We start from the raw sequence: 21,182 nt of genomic DNA on the forward strand, positions 1-21,182 counted from the left end.
GTCCTCAAACGCCGGACAGGCAGGGAATACGCACCCCAGCCCCGTCCTCAGACGTCGGACAGGGACGGAACGGGCTAACCGTGGTGGTTCTGCGGCCCGGTGGAGAACACGGCCCTGCGGGCGGCTGCGACGAGCCAGGGTCTGATGGAGCCGTCGTTGGTGAGATCGGCGCGGTAGGCCAGCGCAGCGGTCACGTAGCGGTAGCAGCGCTTGGTGTACCGAAATCGGTGGCTGCGGTGGACCTCGTCGGGACAGGGGGCGAGGCCGCCCCCGTCGTGGGCGCTCCAGGCGGTGAGGCGCCAGCGCACCTCTTCCCTGCCCAGGCAGTTCTGCACTTCTTGGGCCATCGCCGTGTCAGGCAGCGCGAAGACCTGGACGGAGACGTGGACGGGGTTCTCGGGCGTGGCGTGGGGGCCGGGCTGCTCCACGTAGAGGCCGGCGATCATTTCGGTACAGTCAAGGCGCGCGAGTTCCCTGGCCAGTTCGCTGGGGCCCGCTTCCCGGGAGAGGCGGGTGTCCTCGGCGATCCGGGCGAACTCGATGCCCATGTCGTTGGTGAACCGCCGCGGCAGCAGGGCCTCCGCGGTGAACGGCGTCTCGTCGGTGGAAGCCCGTTTCCAGGAGTCGGGAGAGGACGGCCGAGGCGCGTGTCGGGTGTCGTCCATCAGGCGGGTACGCGGGGGCGGGGGCATCGCCGCGGTGGGGGCTTCCGCTGCCGCGCACGATGCCAGGATTGCCTGAAGCCGCTGCTGGACCTGCTCTGCCGACCGGGGACGCCGGTCGGGATCGCGCTCCAGCAGTTCGGCGACGAGCGCGGTCACCTCCGGCGGCAGGCCGGAGCGGAACGCGTCGAGGGGCGGGGCCTCCTCGTCGAGCTTGCGCCGCACGACCGCGATGCTGTTGTGCCCGGTGAAGGGCGGCCGGCCAGCGAGCATCGCGAAGAGCATCCCACCGAGTGCGTACAGGTCGGAGCGTTCGTCGCCGCGTTCCGTGAGGAACTGCTCCGGTGCGCCGAACTCCGGCGTTCCGGCCGGGGTCAGTTGGGAGGAGCGCGCCACGGTGAACGCGGCCTGGACGAACCCGGCGATCCCGAAGTCGATGACCTTCACCAGCCCGTCGCCGGTGACGATGACGTTGTGGGGCTTGATGTCGTAATGAATGACCTGGGCCCGGTGGGCGGCCTCCAGTGCGGCGCAGACGCTGCCGGCGATGGCCACGGCACGCGTCAGGGGGAACGGGCTCTCAGCCTGGAGCCGCGCCGTGAGTGTCCGGCCGTCGACCTTCTCCATGACCAGGAACAACACGTCGTCGTGGATACCCCGGTCGTACAGGGCGGCGACATTGGGGTGGACGATCTGGGCAGCGGCCACCGCCTCGCGCTCGAACCGCCGGGGCAGGTCAGCCTGGGCGATCCCGTCGAGATCCAGCAGTTTGAGCGCGACCTCACGGTGGAGTACGCGATCCCGCGCGGCCCACACCTCGCCCATCGCACCCCGGCCCAGACGGCCGATCAGCTCATAACGGTCCGCGATCAGCTTTCCCCGCTCCACGGGGTCAGCATACGAGTCGCCCCCACACCTGCGAGGACGGCGGGTGCGGCGGCCGCCAACGCTGCCTCTCCAACCTCCTTGACCCACACACGGATTGGTCCTGGTGACGATGCCGCAGAGACCTCAGCCGACCGGGCCGCCCACCACAGGCGGCGCGGCAGCGGGGACGACGGACCACCAGCCTTCGACCGCGAGGCCCACAAGCAGCGCAAACACCGACGAACGATGCATCAAACACCGGCGCGGAATCGCCACCCGATACGACAGGACCGCGACCATCTACCTCGCCGGACTCCGCATCGCAGGCATCGTCATCTGGTCCGCGCGACGATCCGGTCGAAAGCACCCAGGTCCGTCCTCAAACGCCGGGCGGGCCGGGGATGGTGGGGGTGTCCGCGCGGAGGATGACGAGGGTGCCGCTGTCGCCGCCGCATGCGAGGAGGTCACCGGTGTCGGAGAAGACCACGCGGTAGGTGCGCCCTGTTCCCGTGTAGGGAAGCCGGGCCGGGGCCCGGGCGCCGGTGGCGGGGTCGTGGAGGCGGACCCTGTGGCGGTCACCGACCGCGAGCCGGGAGCCGTCGGGGGAGAAATCCCATCCGTAGCACGTCCCCCACCGGTCCGTCCGAAGGGGATCCGGTACTGCCCATTCGAGTCTCCCCGTGTCCAGCGCCATCGAGCAGGGGCCCTCGGCGAAGCCCCCGCTCGCTATCAGGTGACGCTCTGTCGGGTCGAAGCCGATCGTCTTCACCCCGCTGCCGGTCGAGCTGCGGTCGAACGGGAACGGGTAGCGGTGGTGGTGCACCTGCCGGCCGGAGTCGACGTCCCAGATCTCGACCTCGTTCGGCTCGAAGGCGACGGCCAGCAGGCGACCGGACGGGGACAGCGCCCCGCCCCGGCAGTAGCTGCGCCCGGTGACGTCGATGTCCAGCAGAGGTTTCCAGGCGTCGTCGAGCACACGGACCCGGTCCCCGGCGTCGAAGACCAGCAGCCGTCGCCGAGTCCCGTCCCATGACGGTTCCACACAGAACGGATTGAAGTCCGCGGTCTCCTCTTCCTCGTAGGAGGCGAGGGTGCGCGACGTCCCGGTGCCGAGGTCCAGGTGCCGGGTCACCCCGTTGAGCGCGTAGACCACGCCGCTTCCTCCGGCGTCGAAGCGGACGGTGTGGAGAAACGTCTGCCTCTCGCCGACATACTCCTCGTGCACCAGCCGCCGGACCCCCGTCCTGACGTCGATCAGATGGATCTCGGCACCGGATGCCTCCTTGAGCGTCGCACCGACCACGACGGAGTGCCCCTCGGGATGCAGGTCGAACACCTCGGACGAGCAGCGTTTCGGCACGGCGCAGACCAGGACCGGTTCCCCGAAGGCCGCCTCGGCCCGGTCGCGGAGCAGCACGAACCCGTCGTGCATCCGCTTCCTTCTCTCCTTGCCCAAGGCGCTCAGGGCCTCCCCCGGGGAGCCGTGCTCCTTGCCGCTGCGCCGGGGTACGCCGACCGTCCCGGTCCAGCTCTCCCGCCGCAGCCACATGCCGTCCACCCACAGCCGTACGTGCTTGGGTTTCGGGAAGCCCGGGTGCACCAGAGTGATCTCGTCCGTGTCCATGGCGGGGGACGATAACCCACCCCACCGACAGTCCCGTCCGGCCCGGCGGGCGTACTCCCCGGCGCCCCGGTCGAAGGGCCGGCGGCGCGGGTCCTGCGAGACCGCGCCGCCGGGTGACACACCGGACACTCCGGTGCCGGGGAAGGGGACCCCCGGCACAAGGGGGCACAACGAAGCGCCCGGTGCGAACTGGAACGTCCGGAACGAACAAGCAGGTCAAGCGACCTTCACGCCGTTCCGTCCACACGGAGAAGTGTCACTCACACCCCACCCGGCACACCATTACCTTTTAGGTAAGCGCCATGAGCCCGGCGTGGCGGGCAGCCGGGTACGGACAGGCGTTCAGGCACGATTCGCGCCCGGTGCGTGGCCCCGGCCATGCCCGATGATGGGCACATGATCGAGGTTTCGGATGTGGAAGCGGCGGCCCGGCTCATCGAGGGGCGGGTCGTCCGTACGCCGACGGTGCCCAGCCCGGGGCTGTCCGACCTGCTCGGGGTCCCGGTGACCGCCAAGCTCGAACTGCTCCAGCGCACGGGCGCGTTCAAAGCGCGCGGGGCGGTGGCGAAGCTGCTGTCCCTCACTCCCGCCGAGCGTTCCGCCGGGGTCGTCGCCGTCAGCGGCGGAAATCACGGGATCGCGGTCGCGGTGATGGCCGGGCTGCTCGATGTGAAGGCGACCGTCGTCATGCCCCGGTCGGCCCCCGCGCGGGCCGTCGAGATCGCCGAGGCGGCCGGGGCGCTGGTGCGCCTCGCGGACACATGGACGGCGCCTTCGCCCTCATGGACCGGCTGCGCGCGGAGGGGCTGTCCCTGGTGCACCCCTTCGACGATCCCCTGGTCGTCGCCGCGCAGGGCACGGTGGGCCTGGAGTTCGCCGAGGACGCCGGCGAGCTGACCGACGTCCTCGTCAGCATCGGCGGAGGCGGTCTGATCTCCGGTGTCGCCGTGGCGCTCACAGCGCTCCGCCCCGGTGTACGCGTCTGGGGCGTCGAGACCGCCGGGGCCCAGGCCATGTCGGCGGCCCTCGCGGCCGGGGGTCCGGTCCCGGTCGAGCTGACCTCGGTCGTCTCCACCCTCAGCGCGCCCACCGTCTCCCAGCTCACATACGACCATGTCTCCGCCCTCGTCGAAGACGTGCTCGTGGTCTCCGACGGGGAGGCCATGCAGGGCGTCCTCGATCTGGCCCACCACGCCAAGCTCTGGACCGAACCCGCCTCCGGCTGCCTCCTCCCGGCCGCCCGCCGTGTCCTGGAACGAGTGGGTCCGGATGATGTGCGGCTGGGACTGGTGGTCTGCGGCGGCAACGCCTCCGTACAGGACGTCCTGCGTTGGAATGAGCGTTCCATCCAAAGCTGAAGAGGGGGTCGGGGAGGCGGGTGGATCCCGTCGGCCGCGCGGACCACGAGCGAGCCGGCCGACGGCCCGGACCGGTCGCTCCTGAAGATTTTTTCCGTGGTGTGTCGAATGCGCCGGGGCCCGTTCGACGTGAGAACAAGGGTGGGAATACCTGCCCCCTCCTGGACGCTGACCGAGGCCCAGCGACCGATACGAACCCGGAGAAACACCATGTCAAAGCTGCGCGCCAACCTGACCATCACCCTCGACGGCTTCACGGCCGGACCCAACCAGCGGGAGGAAGCGCCGTTCGGTGACGGCGTCGACAAGCTGCACGACTGGATGTTCGCCGCCATGCAGGACCGCGAGGACGGCAAGACCGGAATCGACGTCGACTTCCTGAGACGCAGCGAGGAGAACCTGGGCGCCACGATCATGGGCCGAAATATGTTCGGCCCCGTACGCGGCCCATGGCAGAACGAGGACTGGAAGGGCTGGTGGGGCGAGAACCCGCCGTACCACCACCCGGTCTTCGTCCTCACCCATCACCTACGACCGGACCTCCCGATGGACGGTGGGACCACCTTCCACTTCACCGACGCCCCGATCGAGGAGGTTCTGAAGCGGGCGTTCGAGGTGGCCGACGGGAAGGACGTGCAGATCGGCGGCGGCGCGGCGACCGTGCAGCAGTATCTGCGCGCCGGGCTGATCGACGAGTTGCACCTGGTCATCGCCCCGCTGGTCGTCGGCGACGGCGAACGGCTGCTGGACAACATCGGTACCGGTATCCAGGGCTACGAGGTCACCGAGGTGGTCAGCTCCCCGGCCGTCACCCACGCGATCCTCACCAAGCGCTGACCCGCCCGCCCAGAGAAGCCCCAGAAGCCCGAGGAGGTGACACGGCTCGATGAAGGCGCCAGGGGCTCCCGCCACGGAGGAGTGGCGGAGCCCCGTGGGCGCGCCCCGCGAAGTCAGCCGTGGACGCCCTCCCGCGGGGCCGCGGCCACGGCGGCCGTGAGCAGGTCGACGAGTGAGCCGGGGAAGTCAGCCGCATGCTTCCGATCTGTTCCCAGTGCGGCAGCACTTCCCGGAGCAGCCAGCGCGGGGGCACACCCACGGTCCCCACCGCTCCGGGGAGCGGCGGGGACCTTGGGCAGATGCTTCAGATCAGGTCCGCTCGCCCTTGAGATGCCGGACGAACGCCGACCAGGCGGGGGCAGGGAAGACGAGAGCGGGACCGTCGGGGACCTTGGAGTCCCGTACGGGAACGCCCGCGTAACCGTCCGCGACCTCCAGGCAACTGCCTTCGTCCGAACCACAGTGGCTGGACTTACGCCAGCCGACCAGCACGGACGCGTCGGGGGTCACCCTCACCGGATGTCCAACCCGTCGATGTTGTCGATGAACGCCGACCAGGCGGAGGCGCGGAACACGACCGCCGGGCCGTGGGGGACCTTCGAGTCCCGAACGGGAACGCCCGCATGACCGTCCGCGACCTGCACACAGTCGCCTCCGCTGGAACCGCTGTAACTCGACTTACGCCAACCAACGAGCGCAGACGCGTCGGGAAGTATGTGCTCAGGTGTCATCTTGTCCGAAGTCCTTCGCTGTCGTCCTCAAGAGAGCCAGGGATTCCTTCAGTGGCAACGCATCGCTCAAAGCCAGATCGTATGCCCCCTGAAAACGCTGCACCATGGCAGGAGCGTCATGCACATTGCCCGTGTGCAGCCCCTCGACGTAGACGATGGGGGGCTGGTCCTCGAACCACATCAGCCTGACCATGCTCTCCAGCAGTGGATGGGCCCCTACGGCGTAGGGAAGCACGTGTACGCGGATGCGCTCGCTGTCCACCAAGTCGGCCACATGAGTGAGCTGTTCAGCCATGACAGCCGGTCCGCCGATGGGACGCCGGAGCACCATTTCATCCAGCAGCGCCCAGACAACGGGCGTCTTGGGGTCCGCCAGGATGTGGGCTCGTTCCAGCCGAGTGACCACGTCCCGGTCACGCTCCTCGCGGGTGCGCGGCGGGAAGCCGGTACTGAACACCGCGTGGGCGTACCCCTCGGTCTGGAGGATTCCCGGCACGAACCCGAGCCCGAACTCCCTGATGATCGACGCCTGCTGCTCGAACTGCCTTGCCGACTCGAAGTGATCGGCCACCGGTCTGCCGACTGCCCCGGGGCGGAAGTTGGACAGCACGTCCCCCGTGTTCAGCGCCTGGTCGAGCCTCTTCGCGTCCTCCTCGGACGGAACCCGCCGCCCCGCCTCGATGTGCGCGATGTGCGTGCGCGTCATAAACGCCGCTTCCGCTAACTCCTTCTGCGTCAGACCCGCCTTGATCCGCTGTTCCCTGAGCCACTCGCCGTATGTCATGGCCATTACTTACTCCAACTCCCGTGGGTGACTTGAACGGAGTCAACCGGTCCCCCCTTTTGGAGGCTACCCAGATGGCCCGAACGTTGTCCCGGGATTGAGGAACAACGAGGGATCGAAGGGCACGGAAAACGACCATGACCGACCGCGCGACAGACACCGCCTCCGTGTTCGAATCGGCGGAACTGGAGGAGTTGATAAGGGCGGGAGGGTTCTGGTGCCTCGCTCCGGACTGGGTTCCGCGCGGTGGTTACGCGGAGGGGAATCCGGAGCTTCTCAGGGCTGTTGGAGAAGGACTGAGGAGGCAAGTTCCATGACGCTTGAGGAGAATGCGCGCGAGCATCCGTATGAGCCGGTTCCGGGGGATGTGGTGAGGGACGCGGCGACGAGGAGGGTGGGCCGGGTGATGGACCGGATGGGATTAAGGGTGCAGCTCAGGCCGTTGAACGGTGGGCGGGAGTGGGACGCGATGCCACAGGATCTGAGCCCGGCGTCCCAGTCGGACGCGATGAGCGCGGCGGTGGCCGAGGCGAATGCGCAGAGCTGGCGGGGACGGTAGCGTGCCCGGACACGAGCCCCGGCATAGCTGCGCGGCAAGGGCGCGACTTCCGCTGCGGTTGATTGTTCTCGCGCTGGACATCGTGCCGGAGGATCCCGGGCATCCGTTGGAACTCGTCACGGCCCTGCGCTGTGGTCTGGAGGCCCATTCGACGGGCCCGCATTTCGACCTCGTACGCGAACTCACGGACGCGAGCCGGGGCGAGGTATGGGCCCGGTGGGAGAACGGCCGGGAGCCCGACGGGATATCCATTCTCGGTGACTGCCCCGCCGACAACGGAGAGCCCGGACCGTCGAATGACGGTTGCACGCTGTTCGCCGAACACCGAGGGGGCCACTCCTTCGAGTTCTCGGACCCGGAGTACGACGCGATCCGCACCAGCCCCGCCTACGAAGAACTGAAAGAGGAGATCGAGAAGCGACTGAAATGAACCCGCCCGGACGGGCCCGGCGGACCGGCGCGCGGTGGGCTGGAACCCGTGCCGGACGGCTCACCCGGCCGGTGTCGCCTTCTTGAAGATCTCGAACACAGCCAGATAGTTCTGGCCGCCGTACCCTTCGGCCGCCGCGCGCTCGGCGATCTCCTTCATGAGCCGCGGCTGGTCGGAGTGGACACCCTGCTCCACGCTGGTGCGGGTGATGTGTTCGAGCGCGCTCACGTTCATCTCCATGGTGCCCAGCTCGCCGGGGTAGTCGCCCCTGCCGAGGTTGGGCGCCTGCTCGGTGAGGGTCGCGTCCACGACCGTGGGCATGAACCAGTTGAGCGCGAGGTCGGCGAAGGTGACGGCGGAGACACCGGCCGAGCCCACGAGCGCGGTGGCATGCAGAAAGCCGTTCATGGTCGCGTACATCATGTCGAGCAGTGCCGCGTTGTACAGCACCGCGAGACCGTGGTCGGACCCGAGGTACCGGGGGTCGCCCATGCTCGCCAGCGTCGCCCGGTGCTCGTCGAAAACCTCCCGCGGACCGCTGTACAGGAAGACGGACTCGGGGTGTCCGACCAGCGGCGGCGGCACCATGATCGCGCCGTCGAGATACAGAACGCCGCGCTCGGCCGCCCAGCCGAACGCCGCGGACGCCTCCTTCGGGGTCCCGGAATTGAGGTTGACCACGACACGGCCCCGCAGGGCGTCCCCAGCGGGGTCGAAGACCGCGTACATGGTGTCGTAGTCCTTGAGGCACATGATCGTGACCGGGCTCGCGGAAACGGCTTCGGCCACGGTCCCGGCCCGGCGCGCACCCTTGGCGACAAGACCGTCGGCCTTCTCCGGCGTACGGTTCCAGACCGTCGTGGGGTGGCCGCGCTCCAGGAGCGCCCCGGCCAGGGCGCCGCCCATGGGCCCAAGACCGACAACGGTGACCGGTGTGAGCTGCTGACCTGCTGCTTGCTGAGTCGTCATACGGATTACTCTGGGGTCTCACACCGATGTGAGAGTCAACAGAACGTGGTGGTCGTCACATGCGTATGGGGGAGTTCTCCCGGCGGACCGGAGTGAGCCAGCGTCTGCTGCGCTACTACGAGGAGCAGGGGCTGCTCCGGCCGTCGCGCAAGCCGAGCGGGTACCGCGAGTTCTCGGAGGAGGACATCACGACCGTCCGGGGCATCCGCATTCTGCTCGGCGCCGGGCTCAGCACCGCCACCATCGCCGAGCTGCTGCCGTGCATGGTCGACGACGGCCTGATCCTGGCACCGGGCTGTCCCGGCATGCTGCCCGACCTGAACCGCGAACGTGAACGCCTCGACGAGGCCGTGGCCGACCTGCTGACCGCCCGCGCCACCCTGGACTCCATCATCGCCGCCACGCCACTGACCGGCGCCGACTATCCGGACGCGGGCTACCCGGAGGCGGGCTGAGGGCCCTGACCCGGAAACGTCTACCGGTAGACCTTTCCAGCCACAGCAGCAGGGTCCGCTGCACGCTCGACCGGGCGTCTGCCGGGAAACGGTGGACAGGGCTCCTGCCCGGACGGGTGGCATCCCCCGGTCACACCACGGCAGCCGGTCGGGCCGCTTTCTCCTCGGGCCTGGCGGGGATGAGTGCCGTGGCGACGAGCCCGACCAGGACGAATCCGGCGGCCGTGTAGCCGCTGACGGCGACGGAGTCGGCCATCGCCGAGCGGGCCGCGTCGGCGACCGGCGCGGTCTCGGGCCGGTCGGCCAGCGGTGCGATCGCCGCTCCGGCGCTGTCGGTCACGGTCCGGCTGAAACTCTCCGCCCGGTCCCCGGCCACCCCCTGCGCGGTGAGGCGGTCGTGCGTCTCGGAGCCGAGGGAGGTGAAGAACACCGTGGTGAGCACGGCGATCCCGAGGGCCGCCCCCAGTTCGCGGAAGGCGCTCTGGATGCCGGAGCCCTGGCCGATGTCGGCCTCGGGGACGTCGGCGAGGGTCACGCTGGTCACCTGGGCGGTGGCGAAGCCGACACCGACGCCGTACACGAAGAGGGCGAGCGTGATGGACCACCAGGGGGTGGCGGTGGTGGCGATGAGACCCAGCCAGACCAGGCCGGCGACTTCGAGGGCCACCCCGAGGCGGACCTGGCCGAGCGCGCTGATCCGGTCGGTGAGGGCGAATCCGGCACCGCTGGCGAAGAAGCTGCCCACGGCCAGGGGGACGAGGGCGAGTCCGGCCTCCAGGGCGCTGTAGCCGAGGGTGAACTGGAGCCACAGCGGAAGCACCGCGATGACGCCGAACTCCCCCAGGCCGATGATCAGGGTGACGATATTGCCGTTGCGGAAGGAGCCGACGGAGAACAGCCGTACGTCCATCAGGGCGCCTGCGGGATCGCTGCCCCGGCTGATGACGGCCTGCCTGCGGACGAGGAGGGTCAGCGCGAACGCGGCCAGGGCGAGGGCGGCGAGGACGGGCGAGGGGCCGCTGTCCCAGGAGAAGCCGAAGAGGTTCAGGGGGTGGACGGTGATGAACCAGCCGTAGACACGCCCCTCGATGAGCCCGAAGGCGAGCAGACCGAGACCGAGGACGGACAGCACGGCGTCGGTCGCGCTGAGACGGCCTCCGGCGCGGGGCGAGGGCGCGATCCACAGGAGGACGCCGACGCAGATCAGTACGGAGAGGGGGACGTTGACGCCGAAGGCCCAGCGCCAGGAGGCGTGTTCGGCGAGCCAGCCGCCGAGCAGCGGACCGAGGGCGGCGCCCGCGCCGATGGTGGAGCCCCACACCGCGAAGGCCTGGCCGCGCTCCTTGCCGGTGAAGGAGGCGTTCAGGAGGGAGAGCGAGGTCGGCAGGATCATGGCCGCGCCCGCTCCTTGCAGAAAGCGGGCCAGCACGAGCAGATCGCCACTCTGGGTGAGACCGGCGAGCACGCTGGTGGCGCCGAAGACCACCACGCCCGTGAGGAAGATCAGGCGGGCGCCGACGATGTCCGCGAGCCGGCCGGCGACCAGGAGCAGCGCGGCGAAGACGATCGCGTAGGACTCCTGGATCCACTGCATCTGGGCCGAGTCGACACCGAGGTCCCCGATGACGGACGGGACGATGACGTTGACGATCGTCGCGTCCATGACGATCAGCGCGACACCCAGGGAGATCACGACCAGGCCGAGCCATCGGTTGAGGGAAGCGGGGCTGCGCATCCAGATACCTCCATGATGAAGTAATTCCATGGTGAAGGTAAAGTGAGGGCGGTAGATTGTCAAAGTCGTGCGCCGACGCGGGCCGGGACGGGTGAGGTGAGGGAGACGGATACGCACCCGACGGGGGCGACGGATACGCACGCCGACGGGAAGGTGGAGCGGGAAAGGTGAAGGCCGCGATGGAGGATCGGACGCCCGGCGAGATCGCGGAGCAGCGCAAGCGGCTCGGGGAGGGGCTGGTGGCGTACGGCGCGAGCTTCACCGAACTGGGCCGCCGTTTCGCCGATCTGCTGGGGGTGCACTCCACGGACGCGTTCGCCCTCCTGGAGATCGCGGCGGCCGAGGACCGGGGTGCTCCGCTGTCCCCCGCGCGGCTCGCCCGGCGTATCTCTCTGTCGTCGGGCGCGATGACCGCGCTGCTGAACCGGCTCGAAAAGGCCGGTTATGTCAACCGCACCCGGGAGCACACGGACCGCAGGGTCGTCACCCTGCGCTGTGAGGAGCGGGTCAAGGAGCTGGCGGGCGGGTTCTTCGGCCCCTATACGGAACGCCAGGAGGCGATCCTGGCCGAGTATCCGCCCGAACTGCTCGACCAGTTCGAGACGGTCCTGGGGCGGCTGCGCACCTCGCTCGACGACGCACGGCCCGCCGACGACGTGTGATCCCGCGATCCCCCGGTGATAGGTGACACACGGGAGAGCCGCCGGAGAGCCGGGGTACGCGGGAGAGCGGTGATACGCCGGAGAACCGGGCCGCACCGGTTCCGCGGCAACCGGCCCTCACTCTGCCGCTGTCAGACTGTTCGGATGATCGTCAGACTTGCAGATGAGCAGGACGGAGCCGGTTTCCTCGACCTGGCCGCGGAGGTGGAGCACTGGTTCGGTCCGATGGTGGAGGATCCCGGCTTCCGCGCCTCGGTGGACGAGCGCATTCGCCGGTCCATGGCACTCGTCGCCGTGGAGTCGGGGTCTTCAGCGTCTTCGAAGCCTTCGGGGTCTTCGGAGCCTTCGGAGCCGGGGCTTCTCGGCGGGCTGTTGTTCGGTGCACAGGAGACGACGTATCACCTGCACTGGCTCGTCGTCTCGGAGCGGGCACGCGGGAAGGGCGTCGGCCGCGCGCTGGTGGCCGAGGCGACACGGAGATTCGTACGGGGCCCGGGAACCATCGAGGTGGTCACCTTCGGGGCGGACCACCCCGGCGCCGTCGTCAGCGGAGCGCGCGTCTTCTACGAAAGCCTCGGCTTCGAGCCCGCCGAAGCCACGGATCCCGGCCCGGAAGGCGGTTCACGGCAGATCTACCGCCGGACCCTCGCCTGACGGACCTCGTCCGATCTCGGGACTCGGGACTCGGGACTCGGGACTCGGGACTCGGGACTCGGGACTCGGGCGGCAACGGCCCCGGCCACGATCCGGGTGGTCCGGCCGGAAATCAGGTACGTGCGAATCGCCGGGCGGGCAAGGCTCCGCCGGTGGACAGCTGAGGCGTGATATCCCCGCTTCCGAGGCGCGATAGCGCGGTTCAGGGGGGTGCGGTGTTGTCCGGCGGCACGGCGGCTGGTCTCCTCGCTGAGGAACAAACGGGGGAACCAACACCGGACGATCCCTGGGAGAGACATGTCTCTGCGTACGTCCGCACGACTCGGCACCACCCTTCTCACCGCCGGCCTCCTCGCCTGGGGAGCACCATGGGCCACAGCGCAGGCGGCGCAGCTCCGGGTCGAGACGCACAACATCTATGAAGGCTCCACCCTGCGCGGCTCCGTCTCTTGGAACCCGAACCCGTCCGGCAGCATCCCCGGCGACGCGCTCAGGGTGTGCGACCTGAGCGGGGACGGCTGGGCCATCGAGGCCGTCCTGTGGCGGCAGGGCATCGTCGAGCGTGAGGTCTCCACCCGGGGGCACAACGCCGACTACTGCACACCCTGGGTGGGCGGCAATCTCCCGGAGAACCAGATCTACGGCGTGAAGGTCTTCAAGGTGCACGGCACGAGTGCGGTGCTGCTCGACGAGTTCTACGTCAACACCTGATCCGTACCCGGGGCAGCCACCCGGGGACGTAGTTCCCGAGCCACCGCGGGACGGCCTCCGCCGGGGTGTCACGGCGGCCGTCACCTCCCGCCGGGGAGGTCACGGGCCGGGCGTGCCTCAGGGCGCGCCCGGAACCCGGCTCCCATCGGTGCCGGGCCCGGCCGGTCCGCCCGCGGGACGTGCGGCCTGTCCGTCCACAAGGTGTACGGCCGGTCCGGCCGGTCACCGTCGGCCCTTGCCGGTCACCCATCCGCGCGGATGGGTGACCGGCCCGGCCACAGCGGTCAGCGACTTCGCGGTGACCGCTGGGCCCGCAGCATCAGGAACGCGGCGGACAGCATCACCGCGCCCCCGGCGATCGCGGTCCCGAAGCGCAGAAGACCGTTGTCCACCAGCAGGCCGCCGCCGAGCTGGATCCCGATGGCAACGGCGAGCGCCAGCATCGCCCAGCCGAACAGGCGCGGGTGGACCACGTGACGGCGCTGCCATGGCGGGAGCCAGCCCCAGCCGACCGCGGCCCCTCCCGCGAGCGCGGCCAGCAGCGCCGCCGCCCCGGCGAAGAGGCCCACGTACAGAGTCATGCCCGATCCCTTTCTCCCTGGCGCAATCGTGGCGCGCCGTCCTGGGGACGGTGCCCGACCACGTGGGCAGATCATCTCACCGCGCCTCGGGGCGTGTCACCGTCCGACTCAATTACCCGGCACCGGACCCTTGCGCTCGCGTGGGATGCCGGGGCTATGCTCCCCTCATGGTTAAAGAGCTTAACTACCTCTGGGTAGGGGGGAGCTGAACCGCCTTATGAGTGATCTCACCGAGTTCGACGCTCTGGGCCAGGCAGAACTGATCCGCACCCAGCAGATTTCTCCGGCCGAGCTCCTGGACGCCGTGACGGAACGTATCGAGCAGGTCAATCCGGAGATCAACGCCGTCATTACGACGATGTACGACGAGGCACGGGAGACCGTCTCCGGGGAGCTGCCCGAAGGGCCTTTCACCGGAGTTCCCTTTCTGCTGAAAGACGGCGGGGGTGTCGGTTACGCGGGGATACCCATGACCTCCGGCAGCCGGTTCCTCGCCGACTACATACCGGCCGAGGACGGTGAACTCACCCGCCGGTACAAGGCCGCCGGCCTGGTCGTCTGCGGAAAGACCAATCTGCCGGAGTTCGGGCTGCTGCCGACCACCGAACCCGAATTGCACGGCCCCACCCGCAATCCCTGGAACACCGGGCTGTCGGCGGGCGGGTCGAGTGGGGGCGCGGCGGCGGCCGTGGCGGCTCGGATGGTGCCGATGGCCAACGCGAGCGACAGCGGGGGCTCGATCCGGGTGCCGGCCGGGAACTGCGGGGTCTTCGGGATGAAGCCGACCCGGCTGCGGATCTCATCGGCCCGGCGCAGGGCGGGCATCTCCCCGCGGATCGCGGTGCTCAGCGAGCACGCGGTGACCCTGAGCGTGCGGGACTGCGCGGCGCTGCTGGACGCCACGGCGGGGCCGCTGCCCGGTGATCCGTTCGTCGCGCCGCGGCCGGAGCGGCCGTATCTGGAGGAGACCCGGCGCGATCCGGGACGGCTGCGTATCGTCGTCAGCCGCGAATCGCCCACCGGTTCACCGCTCCACCCGGACTGCGTGGCGGCGGTCGAGGACGCGGCCCGGCTCTGCGAGAGCCTCGGCCACCAGGTGGAGGAGGGCACGCCCCGGATCGACGCGGCGGGGATCGCCAAGGCGTTCACCACGGTCTCGTCCGCCGGTTTCGCCTGGGACACCGCCCGGCTGGAGCGGATCACCGGCAAGCAGGCGAGGGAGGAGGACTTCGAGGCGGGGACCTGGGCGATGCTGCGCGGCGGGCGGTCGGCCACCACGAGCCTGAGCGAGTACTTCGACGCGCTCGCCGAACTCCAGACGCTCTGCGACGGGCTGGCCGCGTTCCAGGAGCCGTACGACGTGTGGCTCACCCCCACCGCGGGCGCCCCCGCGCCCCCGCTCGGCTCGTTCACCTCGACGCCGGAGGACCCGACGCGCGGACTGCGTGCCTCCGCCGCCTTTCTGCCGTTCACCATGCTGATCAATGTCACGGGGCAGCCCGCGATGTCCGTACCGCTCCATTGGAACGCCGACGGCGTACCGATCGGCAGCCATTTCATCGGCCCCTACGGAAATGAGGGGCTGCTCTACCGGCTGGCCGCGCAATTGGAGGCGGCACGGCCCTGGGCGGGGCGCGTTCCGCCCGTGGCGGCTGCACGGTAACCGGGCCGTACGCCCGCTCCGGCAGCACGCGGGAATCCCGAACGCGGCAGGCCGATACGTCGTCAGCCGATACGTCGTACGCCGAAAGCCATGAGCCGGGACGCCGTCGACCCGCTCGCCGGGGCCGTACACAGCAGACCTCGGACGGCAGCCTCAGCGGCGGAATTCCCGCCGAATGAGAAAAGCACGACAGCAGAGCGCACACAGGCAGAACAAAGGAGAACCGCAGTGACCACGCAGACCGACACGTGGCCGAATCCGCTGGTCCCCGGCCCCCATTGGACCTCCCATCAATTCATCGCCAGCGAGGTGATGGACGACCAGTTCAAGCATGAGCTGGGCCAGATGTACTTTGGCATGTCCGACCTCGGCGAGTGCCTCGAAGCGATCCGCCGGGTCCGGGTGGACGACGAGGAGAGCTGGGTGGAGGCGTGGGCCGACCGCGCCCGCGTGCTCCAGCGGCGCGCCCAGAAGGCGGAGAAGGGCGGGCTCACCGTCTCGGCGGGTGACGCCTACTTGCGGGCCGCCACCTACTGGCGTGCGTCGCTGATTCACTTCAGCCACCCGAAGGACCCCCGTACCCGCGAGTACTCGATCAACGCCTACGACTGCTACGACCGCTATCTGTCGCTGTCGGGCTATCCCGGGGAGTTCGTACGGATACCGTACGAGGACAGCTTCCTGCACTCGTATCTGTACCGCAGCCCGGTGGCCAAGGGGCCCGCTCCCCTGCTGATCTTCTTCCAGGGGCGGGACGCCTGGCCGGAGGACACCCGTTGGGTGTACGACGGGGCGATCAGGCGCGGCTACCACTGTCTGTCCGTGCAGTGCCCCGGGCAGGGGCTGTCGCTGCGGCTCAACGACCTGCCGTTCCGCCACGACTGGGAGAACGTGGTCACGCCGATCGTCGATGTCGCCGTCACGCTGGAGGGTGTGGCCACCGACCGGATCGGTCTGATGGGGCTGAGCTTCGGCGGCTATCTCGCGCCCCGCGCGGCGGCCTTCGAGAAGCGGCTGAAGGTGTGCGTCGCCAACCCGGGGGTCCTGCACTGGGGGGACTCCATCCGGTCCGGGCTCCCCGAGTCGCTGGGGGACGCGCTGGCGGCGGGGCCCGAGGTGTTCAACGCGGCGGTCACGTCGATGGCCGCGCAGTCGCCGGTGGCCGACTGGTTCATGCGGGACTCCACCTGGAAGCACGGGGTGACGACACCGTACGAGCTGTTCCAGGAGTTCGACGCGTGCGATCTGACGGAGGTCGCGGGTTCGATCGAGTGCGAGACCCTCGTCATGGACGGTGCCGACGAGCGGTTCTCCACCGGTCAGGCGGAGCTGCTGTACGACGCGCTGACCTGCCCGAAGGAGTTCATGCTCTTCGACACGGACAGCACGGCCCAGCTGCACTGCCAGAACGGGGGCACGGCGACGGCGGCGGAGTTCACCTTCGACTGGCTCCACTCCCGTCTCTGAGGGCCCTCCCCCAGGGCGGTGACGGCTTGCCGGCCGGTGCGTGCCCCGCGCCCGGCGGAACCCCCTCAAGCCCGCGGAGCCGACACAAGGCACCAAGCGCAGGGCGCAAGGCACAAGGCACAAGCACGGCAGCACCACACGAACACAGCACCACACACGTACACAGCACACAGCCCGTAGCAAGCCATCTGTCACGGCAGGGACCACTGGTCACTCGTAACCCGTCACCCCTCACACGACACAGCAGCACCACGATTCGCGCACACCGGAGCGGCAGAGCACCGGAGCGGCGGCGGGTGGTGCGGCTGCCGGGGGCGGGCGAGCGCGTCCCCGCCACTCCCCCCGCGTTCCCTTCCCCTCCCCTCCCTCGTGCAGGGACCCCTCAGGGAGTACGCCCATGTCCGATCAGCTTCGCCGGGTCGCCGTACCCGGTTCCTTCAGGCACGTTGACCAACTGAGACCCGTCGGAGGCCGTCATGAGTGTGCATGACGCCACCGGGCAGGTGAGTGACGGAAGTTCCGCGCCGGGCGAGATGTCGCCCGGGGCCGACGGGAGCAGCGGGCTGAGGCTGCGGGACACCCTCCGGCGCGGCGGGTGGGCCGTCTGCATGCTGGCCGTGCCGCTGGTGGTGATGGAGCAGCTGAGCCGTGAGGCGACCAGCACCCTGGCGCCGGACATCCGGAACACCTTCGGGATCTCCGACGCCGCGTTCGTGGCGACCGCCGGGTTCACCGGAGTCGCGCTGGTCCTCGGCGGGGTGCCGATGGCCTGGCTGGCCGTACGGGTCAACCGGAAGTACCTGGTGGTCGTTTCGGCCACCGTCGGCACCCTCTCCCTGGTCGGGGCGGGGCTGGCCCAGAACGTCTGGCAGCTCTTCGTCGCGTACGCCTTCACGGGCCTCGCGGCGGCCTACTCCAACCCCGTCTTCGGCTCGCTGATCGCCGACGCCTACCCCGTGGAGGGGCGCGGGCGGATCTACTCCCTGCACGCGACGGCCACCCCGATCGGCCAGGCCGTCGGGCCCGCGCTCGCCGGGTCGATCAGCGGGATAGCGGGCGACGGCGGCGAGTCCTGGCGATGGGCGTACATCGGTCTCGCCGTGCCGTACGCGCTGCTGGCGATCGCGGCGGCCGTGTTCCTGAAGGAGCCGGCGCGGGGAGGGGCCGACCGGCCGCTGCCCACCGCCGGAACCGGGGGCGCGGAAGCGGGCAGCGGGACGGGCGCGTCCGGTCCCGGTTACGAGGAGACTCCCATCGGGATCTTCCGCGGCTTCCGCCAGATGATGAAGGTCCGGACGTTCCTCTATATGTGCCTCGGCATCGGCGTACTGGGCCTGGCCCTGTTCACCGTCCCGGTGCAGATGTCGCTGCTCCTGGGCGACGAGTACGGTTTCGACGCCGTCGACCGCGGTCTGATCTTCTCGCTCACCCAGCTCCCGGTGATCGCGGCGATGGTCGTCGGCGGCCAGCAGTTCGACCGGGTGTTCCGGTCCAAGCCGGAGAAGACCGTACTGATCGCCGGGGCCTCGATCCTCGTCTACGGGGTCATCACCTCCGGAGGCATCTGGCTGCGCCCGGCGCCGCTGCTGCTCGCCGGTTACGTCCTGGCCTCGATGTGCGTGGGGATCGCGCTGGTGTGCGTCGGTCCGCTGGTCGCCGCGGTCAGTCCGTACCGGCTGCGCGCGCAGGCGTTCGCCTTCCTGCCGGTCTTCACCTTCCTGATGGGCGGCTTCTTCGGCTCCATCTTCGCCGGATTCATCTCCGACTCCTTCGGCCCCCGGCCCGCGATCTGCGCCGCCGTGGCCTTCTCCGCCGTCGCCGCCGGGTACTTCTTCCTCCAGGGGCGCGGACATCTGCGGCGGGACATGGCGGCGGCGGCCGGGGAACCGGCCCCGGACACCGAGTCGCTCACCTCACCACGAAAGGACTGAACCATGTCATCGTTGCCGCACCTGTTCGACCTGCGCGGCAAGTCCGCGGTCGTCACGGGCGCCAGCTCGGGCATCGGCGCGGAGATCGCCCGGGCCCTCGGGGCCGCGGGCTGTGGCGTCGTCCTGGTCGGCCGCTCGGCGGACCGGCTCGCGACCGCCGCGAAGGCGGTGGCCGCCACCGGGGCCGAGTGTCTGACGGTCGCCGCCGACCTGCGCGAGGACGATGCCCCGGGGGATGTCGTCACGGCGGCACTCGGGCGGTTCGGGCGGCTCGACGTGCTGGTGCACTCCGCGGGCGTCTACGCGCAGGCGTCACTGGAGGACACCACGGACGAGCTGTTCGACGAGCAGTGGGCGATCAACGTCCGCGCGCCGTTCCGGCTCACCAGGGCGGCGAGGCCCCATCTGTCCCGGGGCGCCTCGATCGTCTTCGTCTCCTCGATGTCCGGCCTGGTCGGCTCTCCGGACGACTCCGCCTACTGCGCGTCGAAGGGGGCGGTGGAACTCCTGGTCAAGGCCCTCGCCACCGAGCTGGCACCCGAGGGCATCCGGGTCAACGCGGTGGCCCCGGGCAATGTCCACACCCCGATCAACGCCACCCTGATCACCCCCGAGCTGGAGCGGGAGATCGTGGCGACGACCCCCGCGGGCCGGGTGGGCGAGGTCGCCGACATCAGCCCGGCGGTCGTCTATCTCGCCTCGGACGCCTCGTCGTACGTCCACGGCGCGAGCCTCGCCGTCGACGGGGGGTTCACCGCGCAGTAGACGGAGACCGTGAGGAGACGCGGGCACCCGGCGAACAGCCGGGGCCCGCGGCTCCGGCACCCGCGAGTGACCGGAAGGGGAGAACGCGCGAAGGCGGGTGCCACACCCACGGGGGCGGGCGACCGGGCTTTCCGCGAGTGAGCCGAAGAGGCGCGCGGGTGCCGAAAGGGAGAACGCGCGGAGGCCGCGAGGAACGAGTGGTCGAGCACGATCGACCGTCGGGACACGCTAAGGCGCCTCGGAGGCGAACCGAGCGCCCAAAAAAGAAGGGTCGAGCACGATCGACCGTCGGGACACGCTAAAGCGCCTCGGAGGCGAACCGAGCGCCCAAAAAATAATGAGGACGAAAGATGAGCACATTTCCCAGTGGGATCGACCCGGACAAGTTCGACGCCGAACTGCACCGGCTGGAGCGGGTGTCCCGCTTCCCGGAGATGCCCCGCAACCTCTTCGACGAGGGCCCCCATCTGATCACCACGCCGGAACTCCCCTGGGGCGACGCCGTACGGGAGCAGTCGGTCGAGGCGTACCGCCGCTTCATCCACGGCGAGACCTGGATCACCGGTGGCGGTGCCCGTGAGATGGAGGCGGAGGTCGTCGGGTGGCTGGGCGGGCTCCTGGGCGCCGAGCGGCCGGCCGGGTTCATCACCTCGGGCGGCTCCGAGTCCAATATGTGCGCGATCCTCACCGCGAAGCAGCGGGCCGGACGGCGGGGCGGCAGTGTGGTCTTCCCGGACAACGGCCACTACTCGCTGCACAAGCTCTGCCGGATGTTCGACCTCGACCCCATCGTCGTGCCGGCGCCCGAGGGGCGGCTGGACCTGGTCGACCCCGAGGCCGTCGAGGCCGCCGTCCGGCCCGACACCATCGCTCTGATCGCGACGGCGGGGACCTGGGCGTACGGGAGTGTGGACCCGGTCGGGGCGTTCGGGGCGATCGCCGAGCGCCATGGGCTGTATCTGCATGTCGACGGGGCGTTCGGCGGCTTCATACTGCCGTTCCTCGAACGGTCCGGCTATGACGCCACGATCCCCGCCTGGGACTTCCGGGTGCCCGGTGTCTGCTCGATCAGCGCGGATCTGCACAAGAACGGTATGGCCCCGCCGCCCGCGGGGACCCTGCTCTTCCGGGACGAGTCCCTGCTGGCCTCGGCGAAGGAGATCTGCCCGCCCAACGGCACGATGTCGGGCACCCGGGGCACCGGGCCGATCGCCGGGGCCTGGGCCATGGTGAAGCTGCTCGGTGAGCCGGGCTATACGGCGGTGTCGCTGAAGTCGATGGCGATGCGGGACGAACTCGTCGAGGGCGTACGGGGGATCGAGGGCCTGGAGGTCCACCCGGGTTCGCGGATCAATATGACGCTGATCCACTCGACGACGCTGGATCTGCGCCCCGCCGCCGGGGAACTGCGCCGCCGGGGCTGGATGTTCGCGGCGCGTGCCGTGCCGGGGCCCGTGAGCCTCGTCGTCGTACCGATGCCGCACAACGACGGCCAGACCTCGGCCTTCCTGAGCGATCTGCGCGCGTGTGCGGACACCGCGCCGCCGCTGGACGGGCCGGGAGCCGAGAAGTCCGGTGAATCCGTGTCCGGTTACGGGTTCTGAGCGTGAGTACCGAGAAGCGGAGAAAGACGATGGACGACAAGACCCCCCGTACCCCTGCCTGTGCGCCTGCCCCGTCACTCGCCTGCGCACCTTCCCGTACGCCTGCCTGCGCGCCTTCCGACACGCTCGCCCG

20 protein-coding genes and 1 pseudogene are annotated in these 21,182 nt (G+C 69.8%); 13 read left to right on the forward strand and 8 right to left on the reverse strand.

Going from position 1 to position 21,182, the window contains the following annotated elements:
- Positions 1-74 precede the first annotated feature (74 nt).
- A complete protein-coding gene (locus tag ACIBCM_RS20840) occupies positions 75-1,550 on the reverse strand; it encodes a serine/threonine-protein kinase (protein ID WP_399245231.1) in 1,476 nt (491 codons plus the stop codon).
- A gap of 358 nt (positions 1,551-1,908) precedes the next feature.
- Positions 1,909-3,153, reverse strand: a complete 1,245-nt coding sequence (locus tag ACIBCM_RS20845) for a WD40 repeat domain-containing protein (RefSeq protein ID WP_399245233.1) — start codon at positions 3,151-3,153, stop codon at positions 1,909-1,911.
- A 396-nt stretch (positions 3,154-3,549) separates the two neighbouring features.
- Here ACIBCM_RS20845 and ACIBCM_RS20850 point away from each other — a divergent pair.
- A pseudogene (locus ACIBCM_RS20850) lies at positions 3,550-4,511 on the forward strand (pyridoxal-phosphate dependent enzyme).
- Positions 4,512-4,721: 210 nt separating this feature from the next.
- Complete coding sequence (locus ACIBCM_RS20855) at positions 4,722-5,348, forward strand: dihydrofolate reductase family protein (RefSeq protein ID WP_399245235.1); 627 nt, start codon at positions 4,722-4,724, stop codon at positions 5,346-5,348.
- Between the two features lie 309 nt (positions 5,349-5,657).
- Here the strand turns inward: ACIBCM_RS20855 and ACIBCM_RS20860 are convergent, their stop codons facing one another.
- Genes ACIBCM_RS20860 through ACIBCM_RS20870 form a run of 3 tightly spaced genes read right to left on the reverse strand, consistent with a single transcriptional unit; the run spans position 5,658 to position 6,869 of the window.
- On the reverse strand, positions 5,658-5,864 hold the full coding sequence (locus ACIBCM_RS20860) for a DUF397 domain-containing protein (RefSeq protein WP_399245237.1): 207 nt from the start codon (positions 5,862-5,864) through the stop codon (positions 5,658-5,660).
- Positions 5,861-6,079, reverse strand: coding sequence for a DUF397 domain-containing protein (locus tag ACIBCM_RS20865; RefSeq protein WP_399245239.1), 219 nt, complete (start codon positions 6,077-6,079; stop codon positions 5,861-5,863). The genes ACIBCM_RS20860 and ACIBCM_RS20865 overlap by 4 nt, the downstream gene beginning before the upstream one ends.
- Entirely contained in the window at positions 6,069-6,869 is an 801-nt protein-coding gene (locus tag ACIBCM_RS20870) for a Scr1 family TA system antitoxin-like transcriptional regulator (RefSeq protein WP_399245241.1), read from the reverse strand. The genes ACIBCM_RS20865 and ACIBCM_RS20870 overlap by 11 nt, the downstream gene beginning before the upstream one ends.
- A gap of 307 nt (positions 6,870-7,176) precedes the next feature.
- Here ACIBCM_RS20870 and ACIBCM_RS20875 point away from each other — a divergent pair, with 307 nt between their 5' ends.
- Entirely contained in the window at positions 7,177-7,422 is a 246-nt protein-coding gene (locus tag ACIBCM_RS20875; protein ID WP_399245243.1) for a hypothetical protein, read from the forward strand.
- 1 nt (position 7,423) lies between these two features.
- Positions 7,424-7,852 (forward strand): hypothetical protein, encoded by a 429-nt coding sequence (locus ACIBCM_RS20880; RefSeq protein ID WP_399245245.1) that lies wholly within the window; start codon positions 7,424-7,426, stop codon positions 7,850-7,852.
- A gap of 60 nt (positions 7,853-7,912) precedes the next feature.
- On the opposite strand, the gene ACIBCM_RS20885 is transcribed toward ACIBCM_RS20880, so the two are convergent.
- Positions 7,913-8,821 carry an NAD(P)-dependent oxidoreductase gene (locus tag ACIBCM_RS20885; RefSeq protein ID WP_399245247.1) on the reverse strand — a complete coding sequence of 303 codons (909 nt, stop codon included), beginning with the start codon at positions 8,819-8,821 and terminating at the stop codon, positions 7,913-7,915.
- A gap of 59 nt (positions 8,822-8,880) precedes the next feature.
- Between ACIBCM_RS20885 and ACIBCM_RS20890 the strand changes: the two genes are divergently transcribed.
- Positions 8,881-9,276 carry a MerR family transcriptional regulator gene (locus ACIBCM_RS20890; protein WP_399245248.1) on the forward strand — a complete coding sequence of 132 codons (396 nt, stop codon included), beginning with the start codon at positions 8,881-8,883 and terminating at the stop codon, positions 9,274-9,276.
- A gap of 130 nt (positions 9,277-9,406) precedes the next feature.
- On the opposite strand, the gene ACIBCM_RS20895 is transcribed toward ACIBCM_RS20890, so the two are convergent.
- The gene (locus ACIBCM_RS20895; protein WP_399245250.1) at positions 9,407-11,011 is read right to left on the reverse strand and encodes an MFS transporter; all 1,605 of its coding nucleotides are present in this window, start codon (positions 11,009-11,011) and stop codon (positions 9,407-9,409) included.
- A gap of 179 nt (positions 11,012-11,190) precedes the next feature.
- Between ACIBCM_RS20895 and ACIBCM_RS20900 the strand changes: the two genes are divergently transcribed.
- The 3 genes from ACIBCM_RS20900 to ACIBCM_RS20910 all read left to right on the forward strand — a co-directional run bounded on the left by ACIBCM_RS20900 (position 11,191) and on the right by ACIBCM_RS20910 (position 13,038).
- A complete protein-coding gene (locus ACIBCM_RS20900) occupies positions 11,191-11,673 on the forward strand; it encodes a MarR family winged helix-turn-helix transcriptional regulator (protein ID WP_399245252.1) in 483 nt (160 codons plus the stop codon).
- 144 nt (positions 11,674-11,817) lie between these two features.
- Entirely contained in the window at positions 11,818-12,327 is a 510-nt protein-coding gene (locus ACIBCM_RS20905) for a GNAT family N-acetyltransferase (RefSeq protein ID WP_399245254.1), read from the forward strand.
- Positions 12,328-12,624: 297 nt separating this feature from the next.
- Positions 12,625-13,038 carry a hypothetical protein gene (locus tag ACIBCM_RS20910; protein ID WP_399245256.1) on the forward strand — a complete coding sequence of 138 codons (414 nt, stop codon included), beginning with the start codon at positions 12,625-12,627 and terminating at the stop codon, positions 13,036-13,038.
- Between the two features lie 284 nt (positions 13,039-13,322).
- Here ACIBCM_RS20910 and ACIBCM_RS20915 read toward each other — a convergent pair whose 3' ends face one another.
- Positions 13,323-13,619 carry a hypothetical protein gene (locus ACIBCM_RS20915; protein WP_399245258.1) on the reverse strand — a complete coding sequence of 99 codons (297 nt, stop codon included), beginning with the start codon at positions 13,617-13,619 and terminating at the stop codon, positions 13,323-13,325.
- Positions 13,620-13,836: 217 nt separating this feature from the next.
- Between ACIBCM_RS20915 and ACIBCM_RS20920 the strand changes: the two genes are divergently transcribed.
- The 5 genes from ACIBCM_RS20920 to ACIBCM_RS20940 all read left to right on the forward strand — a co-directional run bounded on the left by ACIBCM_RS20920 (position 13,837) and on the right by ACIBCM_RS20940 (position 21,049).
- Positions 13,837-15,282, forward strand: a complete 1,446-nt coding sequence (locus tag ACIBCM_RS20920) for an amidase (protein ID WP_399245260.1) — start codon at positions 13,837-13,839, stop codon at positions 15,280-15,282.
- A 228-nt stretch (positions 15,283-15,510) separates the two neighbouring features.
- Positions 15,511-16,749, forward strand: a complete 1,239-nt coding sequence (locus tag ACIBCM_RS20925) for an alpha/beta hydrolase family protein (protein ID WP_399245262.1) — start codon at positions 15,511-15,513, stop codon at positions 16,747-16,749.
- 476 nt (positions 16,750-17,225) lie between these two features.
- Positions 17,226-18,680: an MFS transporter gene (locus ACIBCM_RS20930; RefSeq protein WP_399245264.1), complete on the forward strand. Its 1,455-nt coding sequence runs from the start codon at positions 17,226-17,228 to the stop codon at positions 18,678-18,680.
- 3 nt (positions 18,681-18,683) lie between these two features.
- Positions 18,684-19,445 (forward strand): SDR family NAD(P)-dependent oxidoreductase, encoded by a 762-nt coding sequence (locus ACIBCM_RS20935; protein WP_399245266.1) that lies wholly within the window; start codon positions 18,684-18,686, stop codon positions 19,443-19,445.
- Positions 19,446-19,795: 350 nt separating this feature from the next.
- Positions 19,796-21,049, forward strand: a complete 1,254-nt coding sequence (locus ACIBCM_RS20940) for an aminotransferase class V-fold PLP-dependent enzyme (protein ID WP_399245268.1) — start codon at positions 19,796-19,798, stop codon at positions 21,047-21,049.
- Positions 21,050-21,182: the final 133 nt, after the last annotated feature.

This window comes from Streptomyces sp. NPDC051018, from assembly GCF_044456085.1.
In the GTDB taxonomy this organism is placed as follows: domain Bacteria; phylum Actinomycetota; class Actinomycetes; order Streptomycetales; family Streptomycetaceae; genus Streptomyces.